This is a genomic window from Vibrio sp. 10N.261.52.C11 (genome assembly GCF_041471405.1).
Lineage (GTDB): Bacteria > Pseudomonadota > Gammaproteobacteria > Enterobacterales > Vibrionaceae > Vibrio > Vibrio crassostreae_C.
On the sequence record NZ_JBFROI010000014.1, the window covers coordinates 17997 to 42222 of the forward strand.

Sequence of the window (24226 nt, forward strand, 5' to 3'; positions counted from 1 at the left end):
CGACTAACTGGAATAAATATACAATCCCAAAGAAATATAAAAACGATACAGCTATACACAAAGTGAAGTACGGATATTTATTGCGTACAGGCCTCAGCACTGGTGCGAATATGATCGTAATCGTATAGACAACACTTCCGAGAGCAGCCAAAAGATAATCACCTTTAAAAAAAAGAATCCCTACTCCACACCAAAGCACACTACATATAGCAGTTACATCCCATTTATCATCTCTGTTAGTCACATCTCACCACCGTATTACAACCGACTGACGCGGCATCGTTAATTGTCCCTACATTTTCTACAGTTTGCTTGATAACCGGAGCCCCAAAATACACGGTATCATCTATCATTCCAGCAGCCTTTCCTGCAGGACCAATCATCATACCAATAAAATTAGGCCAACTGGAGTCTAAACCCCATGCAGCCGTTGCCAAGTACCCCCCCGCAACAGGGTTCAATGCACCAACCCCAATCGACATCGTAGATAAAACATTCGCGCCGATTTGAGCGGTTTCTTCAGCTGTAGTTTCAAGATAATCAGACATTGGCTGTCCAGCTTCTTCCGCTAAATATGCATTTGCAGCATTTTTCTGAAATGTTTCTTTATCCACATACATACGCTGTCCTCGGTAATTTACCCAGCCCATCTCGTTATAAAGATAGATAGTAATCACACTCATAGCAGAACGCATCACTGCATCTCGACTATTCGCTCCGCTCGCAGCTGCCGCAATACCCGACACAATTATCATACCTCCAGCTTCCTGAAGCGTCAGCGTTTTATCACCGTCATGAACAATGCCACCGCCAAGCTTACCAATGACACCACTGATAAAGCCTTGCTTGAAGCTGCCACCTTGCAGCTCATGGAAGCCGCCTTGCACCACACCATGAGCGACGGGCAGAGCGGCGCCAAACGGACTTGTGCCACCCGCAGCACCATGAGCTACCCCATAGGTGACACCCGCAGACAGCCCTCCTAACACGCCAGCTTGCATCGAGTCACCAAAGTCACCTGTCGTGATATAAGTTGTAGTAAAAGAGGTACTAGCCCCTGAAGCCATCACTGCTCCTATAGTTTCTGTTCCAAAAACTCCAGCGGCTCCATACCCCATCGCGATAGCGCCAACCACCATCCCTGCCATTTGTATTGCCGGGTTTTCAAAGGTTTGACTCACCACAAAAAAGGCCATGGCCGCGGCCCACCACACCCAATGCCCCGTCGGGTCCGTATATTTTAACGGGTTGTTATAAACGTACGCGTAACGGTTGTAACTTTGGCTAAAGCTTGGTTCTGGTACGAACGTGTCCGCACTCAAGAATCGACCAATGGCTGGGTCGTAAAGTCGAGCGTTCATGTTGATAAGACCGCTGCTGTTACCGACATTTTCATGCCCAGTGAAACCGCGCATCTCAGCGTTGGTAAACATCGGTGTGGCTTGTAACTCTGCCGACGCTAAAAGCTCACCAAACGGCGTATAACCACGTTCTATTTGCACTTGCCCATTCGGGTCGGTGATTAAATCTGCCGTCCCTAACGCATCTCGATGGAAGTAAGCGGTTCGGTCAATTTGCTTTTCACTGCCAATTAACGTTTTCACGTGCTCAGCGACCGCCTGACTGTCTGCCATAAATCGGTGGCGCATCGCTGTTACAACCTTACCGTCCGCGTTGGTCGACACCTCTAACTGGTACTCAGGGCTGATGTAGTAGGTTGTGACACCATCAGACGTCTGTTTTACACGCTCTCGCTCACTGCCATACTCATACTGAGCAACCGCGCCATTGTCATTAATGTGCTTGGCCTTGTTAAACGAGTTCCAAGCGATGGTTCTTCCGCGACCTGAAACCATATTGCCGTTGGCATCATACGTGTAATCGCCAACCAATTGCCCGTTGGCATTAACATTAAACTGGCCTTGTCCGGTTTTATACGTCAAGTTTCCATACACATCATAACGGTAATCGCGTTCGACCTGAGCAACGCTGCGGTTATCGCTGTAGTGCCATTGTGTTAAACGGTCAAAATCATCGTACTGGTAGTACTCTTGTTGATTTCGGACAGCACTGACTTTGCGCAGAACGTTACCACGCTCATCGTAAGTATAATGAATGTCTCGAAGGTAGTTATCTCCCATTCCCGTCGTTATGCGTTGAACCGTTCCGCGAGAGCGGTCAATATCACGCCTTGTCAACATTCCATTACCAAAGAGTTCCCCACCAATTCGTCCAAAGTTATCACGACTGGTCGCTACCCAGACAATTTCCGCCGTATCATCGTCTAGACGTTGGTCCATTATCTCTTGAAGCTCTGCCTCCGCAACCACCAAATCATCGAGTTCATCGGTTAAGTTAGACAGTAAATCGGTTTCTTGTCTGGCTAACGCGGCATTTTGCTGAGCTTGCACAATCAATTCATTCGCGCGACGCTCTGCATTATCAGAGGCGGCTTGATAGTGGTTAGCCTGACTCTGCTTTTGGTTTGCCTGAGCACGCTGACGATTCGCAATCGCTTGATAGTGGTTTGCCCATTGATTATAAACTTGCGTTAAGTTAATACTGGCTTGAGCACCATTGAAGCAAAACTTATTGCCTTTCCACGTCGTACAGCGGTGAGTTTGAACCATCCATAATGGTACTTTAGCGGTAAAATACTCTTTCTTTTTACAATTTCCTTTCCAATCTTTCTTAGTACATCGGTCATATTTGTAATACGCGTAGCCATTTTGTGTTTTGTAGTTACTGAACACTCGATTACCAAAAGCTCGCCAGTAATATTGTGCGCTACGACGATAACTCGCGGCGCGGTTAGCATTAATATTGGCACTTCGAAATAACGAACTCGCGCTGGCGCTGAGTTTGTTGGCGGTATGTTGGTAACTATTACTTTTGGCAAACAACTGCGCTGCCGCTTGACGTAAACGCTCAGACTCTTCGATATAAAATTGCGCACTTTTCTCAAGCTCATAAGCCTGCATCTCGAGTTCAACAATGCGTTCTGAGGTGGCTTTTAACGCTTCCTCAATTTGCAGGTATTGGCTATCCCAAATATCAGAATAAGGGATACTCATTCGCTTAAGCAGACCATTCACATCGTAATCTTTATCTAAGTTCATCCCCGACGGGAAAGTCACCCGACTGAGACGACCTTCTTCATTGTACTCGTAGTAGGTCGTGTACTCTGAGCCATCAATGGATAGGGTCATCGATTGAGTGCGTCCCAACGCATCGTACGTATAACGACGTTGGCTACTGTCACTGCTGGAGGCATCCAGTCCGCCTTTCAACGATTGGTCATACTGCCATTGATTGATTTCATCTGGGCGAGTTTCATTGATTTTACGACCGAGTGCATCATAAGTGAACGTGGTGCGCTGTCCTTTCGCATTCTGTTGCCAAACCAGCTCCCCCCACGCGTTGTGACCATACGTCCAAGTGCCCATCGCAGGGTCAATCATCTTGGTTTTATAACCGAGCTGGTCATAACTCAGCTCCGTTATCAGCCCATTGGTATCGGTTTGTGTGAGGTTACCGACTGCATCATAGGTATAACGTAGGGTTGACTGACCATTTTCTACGATTTGGACCGTTTGTCCCAAACCATTGGTTTGCTCAACCTTCTCAAATGTACCGGGGCCCGTTATTGTTGCGGTTAAACCTTGATAGCGAGTGGTCGCAACAAGGTCACCGACATCTTCCGTTGGTTGAGTTTGAGCAGTAGGTCGACCTAGCGCGTCATAAGTAGTTTGTAACCAGTACGTCGCATCCCCTGCAAAATACCCCTCGAAATAAGGCACAGTTTCCCCAACGAGCTGCCCTTTAACATCGTAAGCCTTATCAACCATCACGGTCTTACCATCACCGTTCAATTGCTTGGTGCGTACTTCACGCCCCAACTTGTCAAAATACGTGGTCGATAAACCGCCCTGAGAGGTTTGCGTGGTCACCATGAAGACACTGCGGTCACCCAGCGTCAATCCGTGTTGGTCTAGGCCGGCATCGGCGCCATCGCTCCATTCATAAACTTGCTCAACCCAGTTACCATCGGGCAAAGTTTTCTTAATTTCTCGACAATAATCGTCATAAGTAAACCGGGTCATCAACCCATTCGCATCGGTGACGGTGTCGGGCAATCCACACGAGTTGTTATAAGTGGTCGTGACAAAGTGACCAAGGGCGTTGGTATGTTTCGTCACTCGACCTAAAGCATCGTACAGGGTCGTCGATTGACGCGTTTCACCACTGCCAGTCGTACGCTCTAAGATGCGAAATCCGCTGGCATTGTAGTCAAATTGCGTCGTTAACGAGAGTGCATGTCCAGGCTCGACGGTTTGCTTAACCAAAGCCCCGGTATTTGCATCATAAGAAAAGGTCGTATTTCTCGTTTGAGAATCGTGACCATTGGATTTGGTCACAGATACATCACGAGGTTTTCCGATTAACCAACGCTGCGTATCATGCTGATAGCGTGTGCTCGTTTTTTCAACAAATCGTTCACCATTACCATCCTCGACCGTTCGTGTGATGGTATCGGGGAAATTAAGCGCATCGTAACCTTGATATTGCGTAACCGTATGGGTCAAAAGGTTTCCTGATGTATCCCAAGCTGATTGACGGCTTTCAATCATTTGTGGCCAAGACTGCCCAGCGATAGGAGACGTCACCTCACGATAGTCAAATTCACTTTGAGCAATCTTTTGGTTATTGATTCGCGTTTGTGTACGCTCAGCATAGGGTGTCCAATCACTGCTGTAGCCGGTCACGGTGGAGGTGAGAGTGTGGCTCGCTAAGTCTTTGGTTTGTATTTCCCCAAATCCGAGCAGGCCCTTATCAGGGTGAGCGTGATACCCTCTATAGAAGTACTCAGTACGGTTCATACCGCCTATGCCATTACTGCGCTTAAGTGCCTTGACCACTTTGAAGTTTGGCTCAACGGTGTATATCCCAAATGCACTTGTTTATGGTCAATAACCGACAAGCCATGAATAAAATAGGTGTGAGTTTTCCGGACTGGAACGAATCTACAGTTGGCCAAACCATTGCCTTTGTTGCTGAAGATAAAGAGATGATGGTTGGACTCGCTTTTCAGCCCTATTTCTCTGTGATGGTAAATGAAGGTTTATTTGAGATCTCCAGTGTTTGTGAGGTGCCTGACATTGCGGTTGAGGTGAGGTTTACCCGTAATCAAACGATTGGGAAAAGTTTTCTGGGCTCCAAGAAACGTCGAATCAAACGTAGCATGGCGAGAGCCGATTTCTCTGGTGATGGACAATCATTACCAGCCACTAATGAAGAGCGAATCATCGATAGTTTTCATCGAATCCCAATCTCCAGCGGTTCATCAGGGGAAAGTTATATTTTGTTTGTACAAAAGGAGTTTGTTAGAGAGCGCGTTGCAGCAAACTTTAATAGCTATGGTTTAGCCACCAATCAAGAAAGAAAAGGCACGGTACCTGACCTACGTTTTTGACCCTTTTATGAAAGCTCTTTTTCGGAGAAGTAAAAACAAGGAGTTACAGACGTAAGAAGAAAAAGGGTATCTTGGTGAATTGTGACTTTAAGCATGCAGAATCAGATTGTTAGAGACTATATTCTACAGTGTCCTGCCGAATAGGCAGCTAAGAAAAATCTGATAACCTAGAATGCCGTTATTGCCTTGTGTCCTGCCGAATAGGCAGCTAAGAAAAAAGCCATGCTTTTATCTTTGACCATAGATTGGTGTCCTGCCGAATAGGCAGCTAAGAATAGGCCAGGAAGAAAGCAACCTTCCTGCTGAACAAGCAGTTAAGAATAAAAACCATCAAGTTTAAGCTTGGTGGCTTTTGTTTGTTTACAATCGGTTTTATTCGTCCCACTTTCTAACATGGAAATGCCCCAAAGTTTGTTTCAGCGCATTCGTCCTAACGGCAGTCTAGCTGATTTTGCTATACTCCAACTAATCTAAATATCCTGTTAGGTTGTGTGCGATGAGCAAAAAAAAGTTGACCGAAAAAGAGCTGTTGAAAGGGATGACTCCTTATAATGCGCACAGTGATTTGCTTGCCAAGAGTGGAACAAAGCCTGATTGGCTATCCTTCGCCGATGAGGTAGAGCGGGTTACAGATGATTTCATGGCTGATCGAAATGAGGTTTTAGATAACCCTAGTTCAGATTTTCTGAACCCTGATATTTTTCTTTCAAACCTCAAGTTAGCGCTTGATAGCCTTCCAGATGGTGATATTGAACTTTGTAACTTGGGCAATGAAATTGGTCGAGTCATTGCTAATTTGAACTCACCAAATAAGACGCTTTTACGTGAAGTAATTTATGGTGTTGAACATGGTTTTGACATGATTAGCAAAGAAAGAGGAACTTCGAATGAGTAAGCTTGATGAATGGGTCGACAACAATATGACATTAACCAGTATCATCATAATGGTTGTGGGTTCAGCACTCGGATACATCCTTGTCTAGTATCAATTACTAAGGCTTCGAGGAAAAACTCAGTTGTTGCAAATTCTGCAACAACTCCAATCTTCTAATTTTGCAACAGCCTGTTGCACAATTGCGATACAACCTGTTTCGTGAATTATTTCTGCCCTATTGCGTGTTTCGAACAAGGTTCTACATTACGGCTAGTAGCCCATTTTGCTATAAACTATTTATGTCATTTTTTAATCGAGAAACGACTTATGAACAAGAAAAGGTTGTCAGAAAAAGAACTACTTGATGGTATCACACTCGATACTGCCCATGCAGATGAGCTTGCAACGGTATCATGGGATGAACTAGGGCTAGAATTCTCAGAAAGCGAATATAAAGCCGTTATGAAGAGAATTGAATCCCTGTTTGATGTGGCTGAACCAGGCACACCCGAAGGTGACGAACTTGAAAAGTTGGTGACTTGGGTTGAAGCGTATGAAGAAGAGCACTTCCCATTTTAAGTTAGCTAGCCCACAACTGAGCAACATTTAGCCCAAAACGTTTCAGAAAACATAATTTCAGCAACAGAGCTAGCTAATGTGCAAAGCATGTACATTACTTATTAATCAACTGTAGAGGTGTTTCCTCGGTCGTTGAACTATTGCAATTTTTTCTCGAGTAGAGAAACAACTCATACCTGCACTTTTTCGAGTTAGACGCTCATTTCGCAGTGTGCGAATCGCAACCTGCGAAATGAACTTATCTTTCCCCTAAATCTTACGTGTCAAATCTAAAGGGAGCTAGCTTAGCTAAAGCACAGACACGACCATAACCACAAAAAGTAGCTCTATTATGCGCTACCTGCGGTCAATAGTGTCAGATATTGAGCCCCTTCAGTTCGGAATGCTTTTTCTAAAAAAAAATGGTAATTTTTGCAACCAAAATTAATCATTATAAAACATACAGTTAACCTACTTTTTGATGTCGGATTTCACGGTGAAATTGACAGGTAGACCAGAAGGTTTGAAAGCTTTATTTAGCGGCTTTCCGACAGCAAACGTTATTCTCACTTTGCTATTTTACGTGATAACTCTAGGAAGGTTTTGCCCCATTGTTGGTTAGAGTTCGAGATAGTAAATATCGTGTTTATATATATTAACCCTATAAGAGGTAATCCGACCGAGTCTACCCTTCAGAATTTCTCAGATATGCAGTATCGACCATAGGGATATTTAAAACTTTTGAGTTAATTTTATGCGGTGAAGAAAGGCGTTACTATATATGGAGTACTTTTGGTACTTTAGCTGAGAATTCATGCCGCCTAGCATGTTCAAATAGCAAGGCGGCAATAGACTTTTGAACGAAATGTTAGTTCGCTTCGACGCCATTGATGAATGTCTTCCCAAGTGATTGCTTGATCGTTGTGGTGTAGTTACCTGACTCTTCTTCGTTCCACAGTCTGTCCAATGCGTTTTGGTTGATTTCAAGTAATTTAACTAGCTTTGGTGTGATAGTGACATTGAAGTCAACTTTAAGGGACTTCTCAAATGCCTCTTCTGATTCTCGGTTAGTTAAGCCTTTATAATTTTTAGGCATTATTTCAATTTCTCCATCGGAACTTGAGTCATTAACGAAGATGTTGATATTCTCGAATTTGATCCCATTACCTATTATGGATTTAAAAGCAGCCTCAATTGTTTCCTCTGTAGGATTTCTTTCAATCAAACCGATGAAGCTATTAAGCTCTTGAGTATTAACTCCTTTAATCTCACCACTTAAGCCAAGTTTGTTCGATAGTTGGGTGATGTTTGGAGATTGAAGATCTAGTGAGTCAACTTTCCAATCAAGCTTCAGGCTCGTATTGTCTTCAATTGTAATTGCTGAATGAAACTTCGCGTCTTTGAAGCTAAATCCACCAGATCGATCGTTGAAACCTCCATCATTTGCAATTATTTCAGTATTATGGGTGTCATTAGTGATATTTGACTTAAGCTCAATGCCGTTTATATAGGCCTGTTCTCTTCTTTCAGAGATTCTAATTCCGTCAATTTTTGTGGATGTAGTGAAGGCTTCTTTATTGCCTTTAAACAGAATCTCAACATCGCCAAGTTTGAAGTTGCTTGAGCGGCCTGTATTGATTTCTCCAAGTGAGAAGTTGCTTTGTAGATCTAAAGACTGATTGCTGGTATCGAATGTGTATTTTATGCTTTCATTTAAGCTTGCTACCTCTCTGATTAACGTTGAGGTAAGTCCTTTATCCTTCGGGAGACTAAAATTACCTTCAACGCTAAGTCCGAATGGCGCAACCGTTGCTGTGTGGCTTAGGTAGATTGGTTCAGGAAGTCTTTTTGAACCATTGTTTATGTAGATAGCGAAATTCTGCTTGATATTGTTATTGTTGATTTCCGTATCGATCAGTTGGGCATCAATGAATTGGTTTTTTAGTCCAATTAGTGAGCTTTCAACTTCACTGGTCACAGTTTCTGCTGCATTCTTAATCAACATGTTATTGGCAACCAAGGCACCACCACCGATGATCGCTGTACAGCTGATTGCAATTAAAGTTTTTTTCATCTTTGCCTCTGATAAATATAGGAATCAATTAGTTATGCTATTTTATATGAATTCAGTTGCTTTCGCACCATAAACCAATTCTTCCCATTAGCGCTCAACAATTACTTTGTTATACCTGTAGTTATTCATTAAATACTAATTTAGAAAAGTCACTGACACGGAATTGTCCAGAAACGTTTTTAAAATTGATCAAACTCTATTGTCCTCCGACAACTATGGCTAGATATAGAGCGAGCATAGGGTCAGATAGAGTTTAAAAGTAGGTAGTGTTTAGGGGGGAATTGGTGATCTTAATTACACATCCCTGTGTAACGTATTCTGAATGTCAGCTGGCTTTAAAGCGCTTCATAAATTGACTAAAGCGTGGAATCAGGTTTTGCACAGTCGGCGCATCTGGAATCTCATTTACAAAAATCATAAAGCGCTGTGCTTTACTTTTATCACCTTGAGCAGTCCCTGCTAGTATTGCTTGAGCTAAAATTACATGCTCAGCGGTAACGTCCTTATTCGAAAATTCGTGAATCAACATAGAAAATCCTAACAAGTATAAATACGGATATAATAATACAATATATTGATATTTATATCGATAGCTTATGGCATTCATCAATGTCAGATTTGTGTAAAAACAAGGCAGTGATGTGCACCATCAATACTGGACAATGAGCTTAGTGACTTTCCATACTTATGCTAATTCGTGATTTGCTAATACTTGGTTCTTCGAAACTCATTTATGTCCAAAAGTTTGTTACACACATGTCGATTATGTCTGTCGATTATGTCTGCTAGAGGATTAATTGGAGCGTAGTAAATTTACTACGTTGAATCTTAGTCGTTGTTCAAATTTGCAGACTTTCGATGCAATGTTATGCGAACTTATACTGCAAATAGTATTGTAAGTCTTTGATGGTTGGTTCGAGTTATGCTGACTTATCCTGCAAGCATCACCTTTAAAAAAGCCGCTCTTCATGAGCGGCTTTTTGCTATCTGCAATTTATGTAACGTTCCCACCCATCTCGTTTGTACTTGGACTTTATTCGATAGATTCAAAGCTTTTATATAGACACTAATTAATAGGCTTGATATTTAAAATAAATATAAATTAATGGTCTATTGATATTCTTAAGATTATATCTCGCGAAATTCTTCAAAGTTTTAGTTAGTAGATTGTCAATTTTCTTAGATCGCGCGAATAAAACCAATATACGACTGAAGGTGCTCTTTAATGGCTATGGTGCATAGTGTACCCTTTACTGAGAGAGAGTTTGATAAAAGTTAAATATGAACATCTATATCTTTAATAAGACTGGAGCGTGTTTACTATACTTCTATGCGGGCAACTCGTAGATTTATGTTTAAGTCACATAAATTGGAGAGAAATTGGCTAATATCAAATGAATACAGTTAACGATATGTCTCGAGGTGTCTTTTTTGTTTATGAATACAAAACAAGCTCTGAAAATTGCAGAAGACGGCTACGCACCATTATTTAAAGCCACAGACTTTTTACTAATAAATCTGTCTTTAGCAGTTATTGTCAATACGGTATTTGTTGATGAAACCGCAATCGATGTGGCAGCGGCGTTTTTTGTCGCGACATTCTTTTTGTTATTCGGCGAGTATTGTCATTTATATCGTGTTCATGTACGTCGGCGCCTCGATTCTTCAATTGTTCGAATTGTTGCGACAGCCTTCTTTACTTTGATCGCAATGGAGATCGTAAAATATAACGTAGAAGACTTAGTCGGAAGTCAAATAAGTCACTTTAACAATGGCTTGTATTATATCTGGTTTGCTAGCGCTATGTTATCAACCATTCTAATTCGAGTTATTGCTTTTACGATCTATCGTTCGTGTTTTAAAAAGTACAAAAAGGTAAAGAGAATAGCGATTGTCGGGCTATCACCAGCAGCAATTGCTTTGGAGAAGCAATTGCTGATTTATTATAGGAGCCAGGACATAGAGATTGAACTGTATGACGACCGTAAGGAAGAACGGTTTGGATATATGATTAAATCTCGTTATGTTGGCACTGTAGATATTTTGATAGAACAAGCGCAACACAACCAGATTGATGAGGTTTACATTGCGTTACCTATGATTGCAAAAGAGCGAATCACTCGTTGTCTGACACTTTTATCTGATACTACCGTCGATACTTTTATGGTTCCCGATCTGTATAGCTATAACCTATCAGCATCCCAATTCAAGTCTGTTGGTAATGTACAAACGTTAAGTATCTTTGGTACTCCATTTGATGGGATAGGTGGAGTGATCAAGCGTATCGAAGATATTGTCTTAGCTAGCCTCATTTTGTTGCTTATTACGCCTGTTCTTTGTGCTGTGGCAATCGGAGTCAAACTCAGTTCTAAAGGTCCCATCTTGTTTAAACAAGATCGTTATGGTCTGGGTGGAAAAAAGATCAAGGTATGGAAATTTCGCTCTATGAATGTGATGGAGAACGGGGACGATTTTAAACAAGCAACGCATTCAGACCCAAGAGTGACAAAGTTTGGTGCGTTTATTCGCCGAACATCTTTAGATGAGCTTCCTCAATTCTTTAATGTCTTACAAGGTTCAATGTCTATCGTAGGGCCAAGACCTCATGCAGTTGCTCACAATGAGCAATATCGAAAGATTGTCTCTAACTATATGATTAGACACAAAATCAAGCCAGGTATAACAGGTTGGGCACAAATTAATGGCTATCGTGGAGAGACAGAAACCGTCGATAAAATGAGTAAACGGGTTCAGTATGACATCGTTTACTTACAGAGCTGGTCGCTTTGGTTGGACATTAAAATAGTGTTTCTAACGGTATTTAAAGGGTTTGTTAGTGAAAAGGCGTACTAGCCTACTAAGTATCAGCGCTGTAGTTTTATTTGGTTTTGTTAGCCAAGTTTGTCATGCAGAGCTTACTCCCAAGTCGCATATCTCAGTAGCGGGTATCGATGTCCAGTCAGAAGTTGGCGCTGAGTATGGTCAGGATTCAAATGTGACATACCAAGTTAACCCTATGAACGAGATTGCATCAGCTTACACCAAATTAACACCGTACTTGCGTGCAGTAGGCGAGCGTGGAGAGGACCGCTATGTGTTGGTGTATTCTGGTGATTATTCACGCTACGACAGTGCAAGCGATGATGATTACACCGACCATTTTTTAATGTTTCGATCTTCGTTGAGGTTCGGGCTTAAGCACGGTCTTGATTGGTTTATCCAGCAAGATTGGGGGCATGAAGAACGGGGGACAGAGCTAACGGAAGGTTTCAATCCTACTCAGTTTACGTCTTTTGGAGTGAATACACCGTTACAAAACCGGTTCTTAAATAGTGAGATACGATATAGCTATGGTGCGCCTGAGGGGCGGGGGAAATTAGACCTTGCGTGGCAGGTTAAAGATATAGCGTTTGATGAGTTGGACGAAGTTCAAAGCGCATCCAGTGACTTCTACCATTATATAAAGGAGCAGGAATGGAACGAAAATACTATAACTGCTGAATTGTTCGACCAGTATTCATCGCGGACTCGTTTTCGATACAGTCTAATTAGTAACCTACGAAGCTATGAAGCGAATTCGGCTAAGGATTCGAGTGAACATTATGCGCTTATCGGTTTGAAGTCCCAAAGAACGGGAAAGCTGTTAATAGAGACTGATTTAGCTTGGTTGTACAAGCGTTTTCCGAATAACAGAGAGGCACAATCGTTCAGTGGTTTAAATTGGGACGCCAATATTAACTGGCAACCACTCAAGCATTCGAAGTGGTCTTTATATGGTTGGCGTAGAGTCAAAGACCCAACGGAAGAAGGTGGTTATATTCTTAACACTAAGGTCGGTCTATCGTGGGAACATCATTGGTGGGTCGAGAGGTTAAGTACTACGGTTGATTATGGAAGAGAAGTCGATGACTATCGGGTAGAACAGAATGATAGAAAGGATGATCTAGACGTTGCGTCAGTCACGTTAGGATATGATTTTCGGCCTTCTATTAGGCTTGAGTTGAACTATCAGTTCGCCCGCAAACGTTCGAGCGAGGATGAAGTCGTGTTTTTCATCGGAGATAACTCCCAATCCTCGGTGAGTCGTAAACTTGGCTATGACAAAAACACAATTGGATTGGCACTAAAGGTACAGATCTAGAGATGAAAAAAATAAAGCTACTGTTATTAGGTTACTGTGTGTTGATGGGCTGTATTAGTTTTGCTGCAGCCGCAAACACGATAGCACCTGAAAAAGAAGTGAAAAATACTACTTCCATGACTCTTGAAAATAGCCATCATCCGGCTAACAGTGAGACTCGAGAGTACCTTTTGGGGCCAGGGGACCAGATACGAATCTGGGTGTATGGGGAGAAAGAAATGTCGATGTCTTTAAAGATAGGCAAGCGTGGTGATATTAATTTTCCTTATATAGGTCGAGTACAGCTCTCAGGACAAACGACAGACTCGATAGAGCATGATATTGAAACTCGTTTGAAAGCTGGGTTTATTCGCTCGCCAATGGTGACCGTTACTATGGAAGGGTTCCGTAAATTTTACCTTCTTGGGGAAGTTGAAAACCCTAATGGCTACGAATATGAGCCCCAACTTACTGTAGAACAAGCGATTGCTATGGCCGGTGGCTTCACTGATCGGGCTGATAGAGGTGATATTAACATTCGCCCTTCAGGGAAAAAAGAAATGATAAAAAAAGTCGAGATGACACACTCTGTCTATCCCGGCGATGTTGTTATTGTTGAGAAGAGCTTTTTCTAAGGTGATAAAAGTAATGGTAGAACGTGGTAAACCTTTAGAAAGTAACGTTAACTTTGCACCGTTTTTGGCTGCTCTGAAAATTCATGGGCTTAAGCTATTGCTGGTTACAGTAGTTGTAACGGGGTTAAGCCTGCCAGTGATTTGGTCGATGACGGCTAAGTATGTCTCGACTGCGACAGTATTGATTAAAGCGCAATCGGACAATGTCTCTCCGGTTGATCCGATCGAAGATTATGACTCTGCTCGCTCACAGTACTATGAAACGCAATTTAACCTAATGCAATCTAGAGTCGTGTTGGTTAAAGCTGTTGAAGCGTTAGAACTGCAACAAAATGAAGAGTTTAATGGTTCAACGTTAACTGGCAATGGCGATTGGACACTGCCTCGAGAGCTACGCATTAACCATGCGGTTAAAGAGTTGAAGCGACACCTAACATTTACTTCAGTCCGCTTAACTCAATTAGTTTATGTGTCTTATGAATCTACGAACGCACAACAAGCTTCAACAATCGCAAATGCAGTGGCACAAGCTTTTATTGATTATACGGTGGAGCAAAAAATTGCTAAAACCCAGCAAGCTAAACGATGGAATACGCAACAGCTAGGTGTACTCAAACAACAAATTAGTCAGCAAAAGAAAGAAATAGACGCATTTTTGCAAAGTGAGGGGTTACTGACCTTCCGAGGTGTTGATGGTTTTGAAACAGAAGAACTTGGGATTATTACCAATAAATTGGCGGATGCAAAAGAGAGGCGCTTAGCTGCTCAAGCTAATTATGAATTGGTGAGCCAATATATGAAAGGTGATACAGGGACTCTCACCTCGTTGCCTGACTTCTCCTCCCACCCTCAGCTACAAGATCTTAGAATTGCACTTATACAAGCAAAACGGAAATTATCAGATCTTAATCGACGATATGGACCTAAACACCTTAAAGTTCTTGAGGCCAATGCTGAAATTGAGGTGATTCACAAGCAAACTGTACGCCTGCTTGATGAGCTAAAATTAGGGCTTCAGCAAAAATATCAAGCAGAACTTATCAAAGAAAATCATTATAAAGCGCTCTTAGCTCTGCATAAAAAAGACTTCTTTGCACTTGCAGGTAAGCGTGATCATTATGATGGCTTGATGGCAGATCTTACTCAAAAGCAATCGCTGTATGAGCAGCTTTATCTGCGTACTACTGAGCATACTCTTAATACGACGTATAGAGAGCAAGATGCACGAATTTATGATCCCGCGGTGGCTAGTGAGCGTCCAGCGAAACCCAACAAGCCATTGTTAGTCGTGATGATAAGTATTATGACAATGCTAGTTAGTGCTTTGGTTGTCATTATTCGAGCAGCCACAAAGCAAACAATAACAACTCTTGCACAGCTGGAAGCAAAGCTTGGATTAATTCCACTAACTGACATGCCTTCATTTACAAGTGAACCGATGTCGACATGGATGTTAGGTAAGCAAATTCGTTCCAACCAATATGCCAACGAGATCGGAAATGGCGCTTATACCGCATTATCTTTAGCTCGCCCAAGTAGTCAGTGTGTCGGTGTCGTATCGTCATACCGACAAGAAGGTGCAACGACGACGGCGTTATTATTAGCTGCTGCGGTCAGTGAAGTGAAACCAACTTTACTGCTTGATTTGGATTATCGTGGAGAAGGCGAATTTACAAGAGATATTGTTGCGGACAGTCACTGCAGTTCCCCTAAGTTTAACGTACAGGAAGAAATTGCTGGGTTTAGCCATTTGGTGTTTAGCCAATTGAGTTCGGTACAAATAGGTGATGAAAACAAGTCTTCATCATTACAAGAAGCACTACAACTCGATATTGAGCAAGTCATTATGCCAATATCACAGGGATTGTCTTATATCGCCCCTGGTACCCTGGCTGAATCACCATTAACTTTTTTTGCTCGCCCAGAATGTGAATCTGCATTGTTGGCACTTTGTCAGCGTTTTGAATCTGTCATCATAAAGCTTCCAGCTCTGAATGATAGTAAGGATGCACAGCTCCTATTGCGCTTTTTGGATAGCTTGATTGTCGTGGTCAAATCTGATCAACATACGGCGAATGAAATAAAGCATCAACTAAATAAGTTGTCGCCGTTGTTGGACCAGCGAGCTTTTGGAGTACTCAATCAAGTGAGTGATGACCGAGTTGTGGGTGAAGAGTCTCTGCGTTTTATTGCTCAAGGTAGTATGGATTTACTCAATATCGAGGGCTCTTAGTGAGCTTGCTTAAAAGCATTTCCACTATTGCGACATCATCGATATTGTCTCAGTTAATTGGGGCTGGTTCGATATGGTTGATTTCGCATTGGTACGGGATGTCGGAAGTCGGCTCATACGCGTTAACGTACAGTATTGCCTTAATCGGAGCACAAGTTTGTACGTTTGCATCACAGCTGCTATTGCCAAAACAACAGAGTAACGAGCTAGGGCAAAATGTCTCTTTTTGCTTGTTATTTAGTGTTTGTGCGTCGGTCATTTATTCTATGGGCATTGCATGTTTGTTTGACCGTCCCATTCTTCAAACTCTGATGTTAACGTTGGCACATGCATGGGTTTTGATCTCTGAGAATCTACTGCTGAGAGTTCAAAAAATGAAGTCACTAGCTTTACAGCGAACATCGGTTTCGATGTTAGTGTTGTTACTTATTGCTGTCAGTGAAGACTTGAGTGCATTCTATTGGGCTTGGGGAGCATCGTTGCTAGTGTGTATGTTGCTATGTATTGGTTACTCTCTACCAAGAAACGTGATGAATCTACAGCAATTCTCGCTTTCATCCTTGTCACTGTTTTTCCGTAAGCACAAACATCATATTGTCAAAGTTGGGAGCGCTGAGATTTTGGCGATGGTGAATAATAATTTACCCGTTATCCTTATTAACGTGTGGTTCAGTCCTGTTGTAGCCGGTTATTACGCCGTAGTTAGCCGATTTTGCTTAGCGCCTATTGTTATCATTGGTAACGCTGTAAGAAACTCTATTTTTTCCACTTGGTCTGTCGACTTTAGACGCAATCAGTTTAATTACGCTGAATTTTCCAAGGTGCGCCGGTTACTCTTTGCTATGGGGACTACGGCGGTGCTTGGAGTTTTCATTTTCTACCCCATAGTGATGCAATTAGGGTTTAGCGCTGAATGGGTCGCTTCAGTGCCAACTTCTCGCTATATGCTACCGTATTTGTTTATGGCGCTAGCGGTGTGCCCATTGACCGTTCTTGAGTTGGTTTATGGCTCTCCCAAGTATTTCCTTCGCATTCAGCTTGAGCAACTTATGGTGGTGGTATTGGCTTTTGGTGCGCTGCCATTTTTTATAAGTGATTATGCATACTCGGTTATTGCCTTCGCCCTACTGTCTTCTATTCGATACCTGTTTATTTATTTTGAAGTGAATAAAACGGCTGTGCGACTTCGTCGAACGATGGAGGTTACTTGAAGATAAATAATGGTCTGTTTTTGCAGGTATACACGTTTGTAACGTTAGTTGCTTGTGGGCTAGTACAGTATCTGACTGGTGTCGGCGCAGTGCTTTGGCTGCCATTTGTTGCTGCCTTTGCGATGGTTTTGTTGCTATTGATGCAAACCAATTATGAAGCGGTTAAGTTAGATAATATAGAAACAGTACTCACATTGTTGTTGGTGGGGGCCTATACGTTGATCTTAGCGTCGACAGTTCTACAAAATGGGCTGACGGTGACCATTGTAGGTTGGAAGAACGAACTTGCATTGTCGCTTATTTTTCTATGCTTACTATTGGGGTTTATCCGAGAGTCGCAGCTTTACCGCGTGGTGCAGATGCTATATTGGATTTTCTATCTACAATTCCCAGTTATCTTGTATCAGATTTTAGTTGTTGTCCCACAACGTGTCGCTTTGAAAGGTGAATTTGAAAAGTGGGACTCTGTGGTAGGGACTTTCGGTGGTGACCCTATGGGCGGGGGAAACACGGCAGCATTAGGGTTATTCTGTTTACTTGTCATGCTCCTTAAATTGTCTGAATTTAGGCATGGTGTAGTTAGTCGGCTTAACATGATACTGCATATTGTTGCCGCGTTTATTTTGTGCGTTCTTGGTGAAGTTAAGTTCGTCATTTTGCTTGCTCCTATACTTTTAATATTTGTTTGGCTGTGCCCTAGTTATGTTTACGGCGTTAGGCAAAAGGATATTAAGAAAGTGCTTCTTATGGTTTGTACCATGGGATTGTTAGTTTTATTGGCAATAGTTGTCCTTGCTGCCTCTTACGCAAGCGCTTTTGATACCGACCCTGACCACAGTGCTTTAAAGGTGTTTTGGGATTCTTTAGAGTATATATATGACTCAAATTACATCTTACCAACGGGAGAATTAGGGCGGATGACCACGCTATTTTTCTGGTTGGATAATAGTCAGCTTTATGGATGGTCTAACGTGTGGTTTGGTTATGGGTTAAATGCAACCAACCACGGTAGTTCGGTAGCTCCAGGTTTCTTGAATCAAATATTTAATGTCCTCCTAGATTCTACGTCACTAAGCATGATGTTGTGGGAATTTGGTGTCGTTGGGTTAGTCCTATTTTTATGTCCAATTTTATTGGCGCTAAAGGTGTCAATGCCCAAGGAAGTGCTAAAACGTGAGCAGTTATCGATGCAAGACATTCAATTGCTCTCTTGGCAACCTGCGTTTATTGCATTTAGTTTTGCAGGTTTATTAAGCTTACCTTACAGCCAAATTTTAATGTTGGTGCCTATGTTGCAGTTCCTTTTCTATTTTTCACTTGGCGGAAGTCTAATCATACGCAAGACTGTTATTCAATCGGGGGCAAGGTTATGAGTTCTTTACCTAGAATCACCGTGATTATAAAAACACTCAATGAACAAGGTGGTATTGCTGCAACGATTAAAAGCGTTCAAAGTCAGCTAAAGAATTATCAATATGATGTCATTGTTGCCGATAGCTTATCTGATGATGATACGCAAAAAATTGCGTTAGAGAATGGCGCTAAAGTCGTGACGTTAATCAACGCTAATGATCGTTGCTGCGGCGTAGGCCATCAACTTGGCTATTTATACAGCACTGGTGACTATCTATTGTTATTGGATGGTGACATGCGTTTACAAGACGGGTTCATTGATGCGGCGATAGCATTTCTGGAAAAAGAGCCGGCTTACGCCGCTGTGGCGGGGGCGGTTGAAATGGATGAAGCGAATAGCTACGAATTTAAATCTCGCCAACAAAGGCATCACAAAATATACCCTACTGGTGATTGTAGTCATTTAGCCGGGGGAGGGCTGTATCGGGCGAGTGCAATCAATGATATAGGTTATCTTACACATCGCACATTGCATGCCTATGAAGAGGCCGAGCTTGGTATGAGACTCGAACATGCTGGTTACAAATTGCATCGTTTGGATACCCCGTTTTTCCATCATACTTCTTATGATATGCCGACGTTAACGTTACTGCGCTACCGATGGAATCGTGGTTATTTGTTTGCGTCAGGCGAATTGCTAAAGAGCGCGTTTGGTAAAGCGTACTTTCGAAAAGCTGTGAGTGTGGTGCGTAATGAGTTGATCTTTGCTTGCTATCTTGCTTGGTTAATTTTTGCCTTGCTGGTGGGTAATGTTTCGTTGTTGACCATTAGCCTGTTGCCATTGATGCTTTTCTTTGCTGCTAAAGCGTTTAAAAACCGCTCAATAAAGGACGGTGCGCAGAGCATTATTAATTTGACCGTATTTTCAGCCGGATTGGTAAATGGTTTGTTGTTGCCCATTAAAGACCCAAATCAACCACCGTCACATAAAGTGTTAGAGCGAGATGTGTCATGAAAGTATTGGTGGTGAATAAGTTTTTTTTCTTAAAGGGGGGCGCTGAAACGGTCTTTTTTCAAGAAAGAGAAATGTTGATGGATCGAGGGTTTTCGGTTATCGACTTTTCAATGGCTCACAATGACAACTTGGTATCTGATTACAGTGCTAGTTTCGTCGATAATGTGGATTATCACGCCAATGCTACTTTACTCAGCGCGTTGAAAACGGCAATGCGGTTTGTACATAACGCAGAAGCGTGTGAAAAGCTTTCTGAGTTGATTACTACTGAGCAACCCGATATCGTTCACTTTCACAACATTTATCACCAGCTAACTCCCTCAATTATCAAGGTTGCTAAGCAAGCCGGATGTAAAACGGTGCTCACCGCTCATGATACTAAAATAGCCTGTCCTAGCTATACTATGTATCGTGATGGACACACCTGTGAAGCGTGTTTACAAGGAAGTGTTTTTAACGCTTTAAGATATCGCTGCCAACAAGGATCATGGTTTAAAAGTGGCTTGCTTGTTGTGGAGGCGTTGTATCAATCGCTTGCTCAGAACTATCAATCACTGGATGTGATAGTTTCACCTAGTCAGTTTTTAGCCAATATCATTCGTCGTAAGCTCCCTAATAATAGAATTGAGGTCATAGTGAATGGCATTGACGAGAACGTTGATCAGCAAGATGTGGCAGATCATCGATATTTTTTATATTTAGGGCGGTTGAGTCAGGAAAAAGGCGTGGCGACAATGGTAGCGGCTTACGAGTTGTCTAACCAATCTATACCATTAAAAATAGCCGGTACAGGACCACTTGCAGACTCCCTATCAGGGAAACAGAGTAAGGTCGAGTGGCTAGGTTTTAAAACGGGACCGGATTTACATTTACTCATAAAACAAGCTAGTGCAGTTATTGTCCCTTCGGAATGCTATGAAAACTGTTCTATGTCAGTGCTTGAAGCTATGTCGTACGGGAAGCCTATTATCGGTGCAAATATTGGAGGTATCCCTGAGCAAGTTCGAGATGGAAAAGAGGGGCGTTTATTTGAAGCGGGTAATGCCCATGATCTTGCCAATGTGATGGATGAGTTTGCGATACGGCCAGAGCTTACAAAGTATTATGGTGAACAAGCAAGACAACGCTTAGAGTCGCGCTATTCATTGAGAGCACATCATCAGCAGTTGGTCGATTTGTATCAAAATTTATTGGGTGAGCAATCATGAAAGTAACCGTACTAGGGACGCGTGGTATTCCTGATGTATTAGGAGGAGTCGAAACTCACTGTCAGCACCTTTACCCTCTTATTGTTAAGCAAGGATTTGAGGTAGAGGTTATCGCTCGTTCTCCTTATGTCGCTTATAAAACGAGGAGTTATAAAGGGGTCGCGGCCAAAGCACTGTGGGCTCCGAAAAAGACATCGTTAGAAGCTATCGTTCACTCGACTATTGCGGCATTTTCTACCTTAACGGATGGCTCGAATGTGGTGCATGTTCATGCGATCGGCCCTGGGTTAGTCGTGCCACTGTTACGCTTGATTGGAAAGAAAGTGGTATTCACCCATCATGGTCCAGATTATCAGCGTGAGAAATGGGGGAAGCTAGCAAAGATTGTTTTGAAGCTCGGTGAGCGTTTTGCCGTTAAATATGCCAATGAAGTCATTGTCATATCAGAGGTGATTAATGACCTTATTAAGCAATCTTATCAAAGAGATGATGCACATCTTATTTATAATGGAGTTAACCCGGCTAAGTCTCTGCCTGTTGATGTCGTATCATCTATATTGGAGCGCTACCAGTTAAGTGCGCGAGGATATATTGTCGCGGTAGGACGTTTTGTTGAAGAAAAAGGCTTCCATGATCTTCTTCAAGCCTACGCAAAATCCAAGCTTGATATGCCGCTCGTACTGATCGGAGATTCCGATCATGAAAGTGAATACAGTCGCTCATTAAAACAAGCAGCGAAAGACACCCCAGGCGTGATACTGACCGGTTTTCTCAAAGGGGAGGATCTACAAGTTGTATTTTCTCAAGCTAAGCTATTCGTAATGCCTTCTTATCATGAAGGGCTGCCTATTGCACTGCTAGAAGCGATGTCATATTCCTTACCCGTGGTGGTTAGCGATATTGCGCCAAACAGTGAGGTTGGACTTGAATCTGATTGCTATTACCCAGTCAAAAATATAGATGAATTATCACAGGCAATAAATAAAAGGAGTGTGATGCCTCTACAAGACTATCAACACTTTTTAGAACGATATGACTGGCATAAAATCGCTGATCAAACGGTGGATGTTTACAATAACATGTTGGGAAGCAAGCGTGACTAATCGTCTTAATAAAAACAATGATACGGATGAGCCTAATAAGAGCCGGGCAGTGACTCAATTTTACCGAGTTTTACAGCAAGAAACGCAACAAAGCTTGAGTGAAGAACAAAGGCAAGCTATTGAAAAAGCAGTTAATCAAGTTGGCTTAGTCGCAAAACATTCCGTTGATATCCGTAAAAGCTTTCCTTGGTTTGGCAAGCGCTACTATGTCGTGCTGTTGAGTGGGCGTGATCGTCGTACAGCAGAGCGTCAAGGTGAGTCTAAATGGTTAGTCTATGCTACAACGGTATTGCTAACTACCTTTGTCCTTGCGGGGGGGATGCTCGCTCTACTAGCATTGTATTTGTTAAAGTCTGCACTGGGTATCGATCTGTTCGAGAGCTTTTCACTAGGTATATGGGACTGGTTTCAATCACTATAAGGGTTGAACTCGAGTGATAAATGATAGGAAATAAACAAGTGAAAAAAGTCACTAACTGGCAGTGCTCATGGCTATACCTATTATCGTTAGTATTCTTTGTTACCTCATACGCCTATGCTGACGAAGTAGGGGATAAAGTGACGTCAATCACGGCACTCAATACACCTATCTCTAATCCAGGTATGGGGGTTGAAACGTTTCACGACGGGTGGGGTACCGTACTAACTCTTGAGCAATATCCTGTCTCGGGAATGGGATACTACCGGTATTATTGGAGTGAACTTGAGCCAAGCGAAGGTGAATATAACTTTTCTCTCATTGATGACTTGCTTGAACAGAATGCCAAGCAATCAAAGCGAGTAGCTTTGCGTTTTATGACACTTGATGAACCATTCTCAGGAACAAAAATTCCACAATGGCTCATCGATAAAGGTATCGAAGGGCAGTGGGTTGAAAATGGAAAAACTTTCGTAGCCGATCTCGATGACCCAACTTATTTATACTATGTAGAAAAATTACTTAGTGCTTATGGGCAACGTTACGATAATGACTCGCGGCTTGCTCAGATTGACATAGGTATGGTGGGTTCTTGGGGAGAGTGGCATAACAGCAACTTTCCAGAGCTTGAACCACTATTTAGTAGGTATTCAGAACACCAGTTAAATAAGTTCGTTGATCTGCACTTTTCAGCATTCCCAAATACTGCAAAATTAATGCTTATCAACGGGGGGGATTCTTTCGTATACGCAATAGAAAAAGGTGCTGGCTGGCGTGCCGATTGCTGGGGCGATTGGCATAATTTTGGCCCTACTTGGAGTCATATGAATGATGACTACCCGTATCGAATTCAACAAGCAAACTCGCAAACACCAATATTTGATACGGCTTGGCAGCACCAGCCGGTTAGTTTTGAAGTCTGTGGTGACATGCATGGTTGGCTAGCCACACAACATTACACAAGAGCTCAAGTGGCTGCCTCATTAGACTGGGCGATTAATCAGCATGCGAGTAGCCTAAACTTGAAATCGAAGCCAATTCCCGAACAGTACCGCGATTTGTTAGATAATGCGTTGCTAAAAATTGGATATCGCTTTCGAGTCGATACGATTCGTCATTCAGCTTACCTGTCGATGGGGAAAAACCTCTCTCTGGAAGCTCATATTTTTAACGATGGAGTCGCACCAACATACCAACCTTATTATGCGTATTATCGATTAGTAAACAGCAACGGTCAGGTGGTTTCGTTTGCAAAAGATAGTACAAGTAGCGAAGCTTGGCTCCCTGGAGATTATAAATCTATTGCGAACTTCTCATTGCCGACAGATCTAAATGTCGGTCATTATTATATCGAAATAGCAGTGAGTGAAGGTCGTGACAGTAAACCTTTGAATTTGGCAAATATAGGGAAACAGCCTGATGGTTGGTATCGGCTAAGTGAAGTGATCATTGAAGAGTAATGACAATTGTCATTACTCTTCTAATGCATGCTAGATAAGATGGTCTGGTTAGCCCTGATTACTCAATCTAATTCGCAGGCAACACCACTGCTGACGCTTCCTCAGAGTCTTCTTTGCCTTCTACTTGTTCAGTAACCCAATCAATTGTCTTGGTTAAATAAAGCTTATTGGTTTCGGTATCACACCAACGCTTTGACAGACCTCTTCGGTTAAATTCGCTGCCAATAGCGGCCAGTGTTTGATTGCTCGGCCTTCCGTAATACAAGGTGTCGCACAGTTGTAGGTTCGACATCGACTGCGGGTATGAATTAACTGACGAAGAGTTCATGCTTAACGCTTTCGACTGGTTATGAGTGCAACCCGTAAGGCTCAAGAAAAAGATCAATGCTAAGGCTTTCTTCATCATATCTCTGAACAGTTACCAATAATTGGCGGGGATTATGAACATGATTAAGTCGTTGATTTGTCAATTCTTCGCTAACTGCTTAAAG

General features: G+C 42.4%; 18 protein-coding genes. 14 read left to right on the forward strand and 4 right to left on the reverse strand.

Annotation, left to right across the window (positions count from 1 at the left end; genetic code table 11):
* Positions 1 to 236 precede the first annotated feature (236 nt).
* Positions 237 to 4880 (reverse strand): RHS repeat domain-containing protein, encoded by a 4644-nt coding sequence (locus tag AB4323_RS05450; protein WP_372151865.1) that lies wholly within the window; start codon positions 4878 to 4880, stop codon positions 237 to 239.
* Between the two features lie 71 nt (positions 4881 to 4951).
* On the opposite strand from AB4323_RS05450, the gene cas6f reads away from it, so the two are divergent.
* The 3 genes from cas6f to AB4323_RS05465 all read left to right on the forward strand — a co-directional run bounded on the left by cas6f (position 4952) and on the right by AB4323_RS05465 (position 6926).
* On the forward strand, positions 4952 to 5473 hold the full coding sequence (gene cas6f, locus AB4323_RS05455) for a type I-F CRISPR-associated endoribonuclease Cas6/Csy4 (RefSeq protein ID WP_240799479.1): 522 nt from the start codon (positions 4952 to 4954) through the stop codon (positions 5471 to 5473).
* A 496-nt stretch (positions 5474 to 5969) separates the two neighbouring features.
* Complete coding sequence (locus tag AB4323_RS05460) at positions 5970 to 6368, forward strand: hypothetical protein (RefSeq protein WP_102333413.1); 399 nt, start codon at positions 5970 to 5972, stop codon at positions 6366 to 6368.
* Between the two features lie 306 nt (positions 6369 to 6674).
* Positions 6675 to 6926 (forward strand): hypothetical protein, encoded by a 252-nt coding sequence (locus AB4323_RS05465; protein WP_102333412.1) that lies wholly within the window; start codon positions 6675 to 6677, stop codon positions 6924 to 6926.
* 847 nt (positions 6927 to 7773) lie between these two features.
* Here the strand turns inward: AB4323_RS05465 and AB4323_RS05470 are convergent.
* Both AB4323_RS05470 and AB4323_RS05475 read right to left on the reverse strand, forming a co-directional pair.
* On the reverse strand, positions 7774 to 8979 hold the full coding sequence (locus AB4323_RS05470; RefSeq protein ID WP_017068538.1) for a hypothetical protein: 1206 nt from the start codon (positions 8977 to 8979) through the stop codon (positions 7774 to 7776).
* 325 nt (positions 8980 to 9304) lie between these two features.
* Positions 9305 to 9508: a hypothetical protein gene (locus AB4323_RS05475; protein ID WP_004736343.1), complete on the reverse strand. Its 204-nt coding sequence runs from the start codon at positions 9506 to 9508 to the stop codon at positions 9305 to 9307.
* 908 nt (positions 9509 to 10416) lie between these two features.
* Between AB4323_RS05475 and AB4323_RS05480 the strand changes: the two genes are divergently transcribed.
* The 11 genes from AB4323_RS05480 to AB4323_RS05530 are packed head-to-tail and all read left to right on the forward strand — an operon-like array spanning position 10417 to position 23735.
* Complete coding sequence (locus AB4323_RS05480) at positions 10417 to 11832, forward strand: undecaprenyl-phosphate glucose phosphotransferase (RefSeq protein WP_123301823.1); 1416 nt, start codon at positions 10417 to 10419, stop codon at positions 11830 to 11832.
* Positions 11816 to 13120, forward strand: a complete 1305-nt coding sequence (locus tag AB4323_RS05485) for an outer membrane beta-barrel protein (RefSeq protein WP_102333008.1) — start codon at positions 11816 to 11818, stop codon at positions 13118 to 13120. Before AB4323_RS05480 ends, AB4323_RS05485 begins: the two co-directional genes overlap by 17 nt.
* 11 nt (positions 13121 to 13131) lie before the next feature.
* Positions 13132 to 13734 (forward strand): polysaccharide biosynthesis/export family protein, encoded by a 603-nt coding sequence (locus AB4323_RS05490; RefSeq protein ID WP_372050168.1) that lies wholly within the window; start codon positions 13132 to 13134, stop codon positions 13732 to 13734.
* Positions 13735 to 13747: 13 nt separating this feature from the next.
* Positions 13748 to 15967, forward strand: coding sequence for an exopolysaccharide transport family protein (locus AB4323_RS05495; RefSeq protein ID WP_372151867.1), 2220 nt, complete (start codon positions 13748 to 13750; stop codon positions 15965 to 15967).
* Positions 15967 to 17178: a lipopolysaccharide biosynthesis protein gene (locus AB4323_RS05500; RefSeq protein ID WP_372151869.1), complete on the forward strand. Its 1212-nt coding sequence runs from the start codon at positions 15967 to 15969 to the stop codon at positions 17176 to 17178. Before AB4323_RS05495 ends, AB4323_RS05500 begins: the two co-directional genes overlap by 1 nt.
* Positions 17175 to 18551 (forward strand): capsular biosynthesis protein, encoded by a 1377-nt coding sequence (locus tag AB4323_RS05505; RefSeq protein WP_102333005.1) that lies wholly within the window; start codon positions 17175 to 17177, stop codon positions 18549 to 18551. Before AB4323_RS05500 ends, AB4323_RS05505 begins: the two co-directional genes overlap by 4 nt.
* Positions 18548 to 19546, forward strand: coding sequence for a glycosyltransferase family 2 protein (locus AB4323_RS05510; protein ID WP_372151871.1), 999 nt, complete (start codon positions 18548 to 18550; stop codon positions 19544 to 19546). Before AB4323_RS05505 ends, AB4323_RS05510 begins: the two co-directional genes overlap by 4 nt.
* Positions 19543 to 20754, forward strand: a complete 1212-nt coding sequence (locus AB4323_RS05515) for a glycosyltransferase family 4 protein (RefSeq protein ID WP_372107296.1) — start codon at positions 19543 to 19545, stop codon at positions 20752 to 20754. The genes AB4323_RS05510 and AB4323_RS05515 overlap by 4 nt, the downstream gene beginning before the upstream one ends.
* Positions 20751 to 21857 (forward strand): glycosyltransferase family 4 protein, encoded by a 1107-nt coding sequence (locus tag AB4323_RS05520; RefSeq protein ID WP_372107294.1) that lies wholly within the window; start codon positions 20751 to 20753, stop codon positions 21855 to 21857. The genes AB4323_RS05515 and AB4323_RS05520 overlap by 4 nt, the downstream gene beginning before the upstream one ends.
* Before the next feature lie 49 nt (positions 21858 to 21906).
* The gene (locus tag AB4323_RS05525) at positions 21907 to 22278 is read left to right on the forward strand and encodes a hypothetical protein (protein ID WP_170964679.1); all 372 of its coding nucleotides are present in this window, start codon (positions 21907 to 21909) and stop codon (positions 22276 to 22278) included.
* A 38-nt stretch (positions 22279 to 22316) separates the two neighbouring features.
* Positions 22317 to 23735 carry a DUF4832 domain-containing protein gene (locus AB4323_RS05530; RefSeq protein ID WP_372151873.1) on the forward strand — a complete coding sequence of 473 codons (1419 nt, stop codon included), beginning with the start codon at positions 22317 to 22319 and terminating at the stop codon, positions 23733 to 23735.
* A 67-nt stretch (positions 23736 to 23802) separates the two neighbouring features.
* Here the strand turns inward: AB4323_RS05530 and AB4323_RS05535 are convergent, their stop codons facing one another.
* Entirely contained in the window at positions 23803 to 24138 is a 336-nt protein-coding gene (locus AB4323_RS05535) for a hypothetical protein (RefSeq protein ID WP_102333000.1), read from the reverse strand.
* Positions 24139 to 24226: the final 88 nt, after the last annotated feature.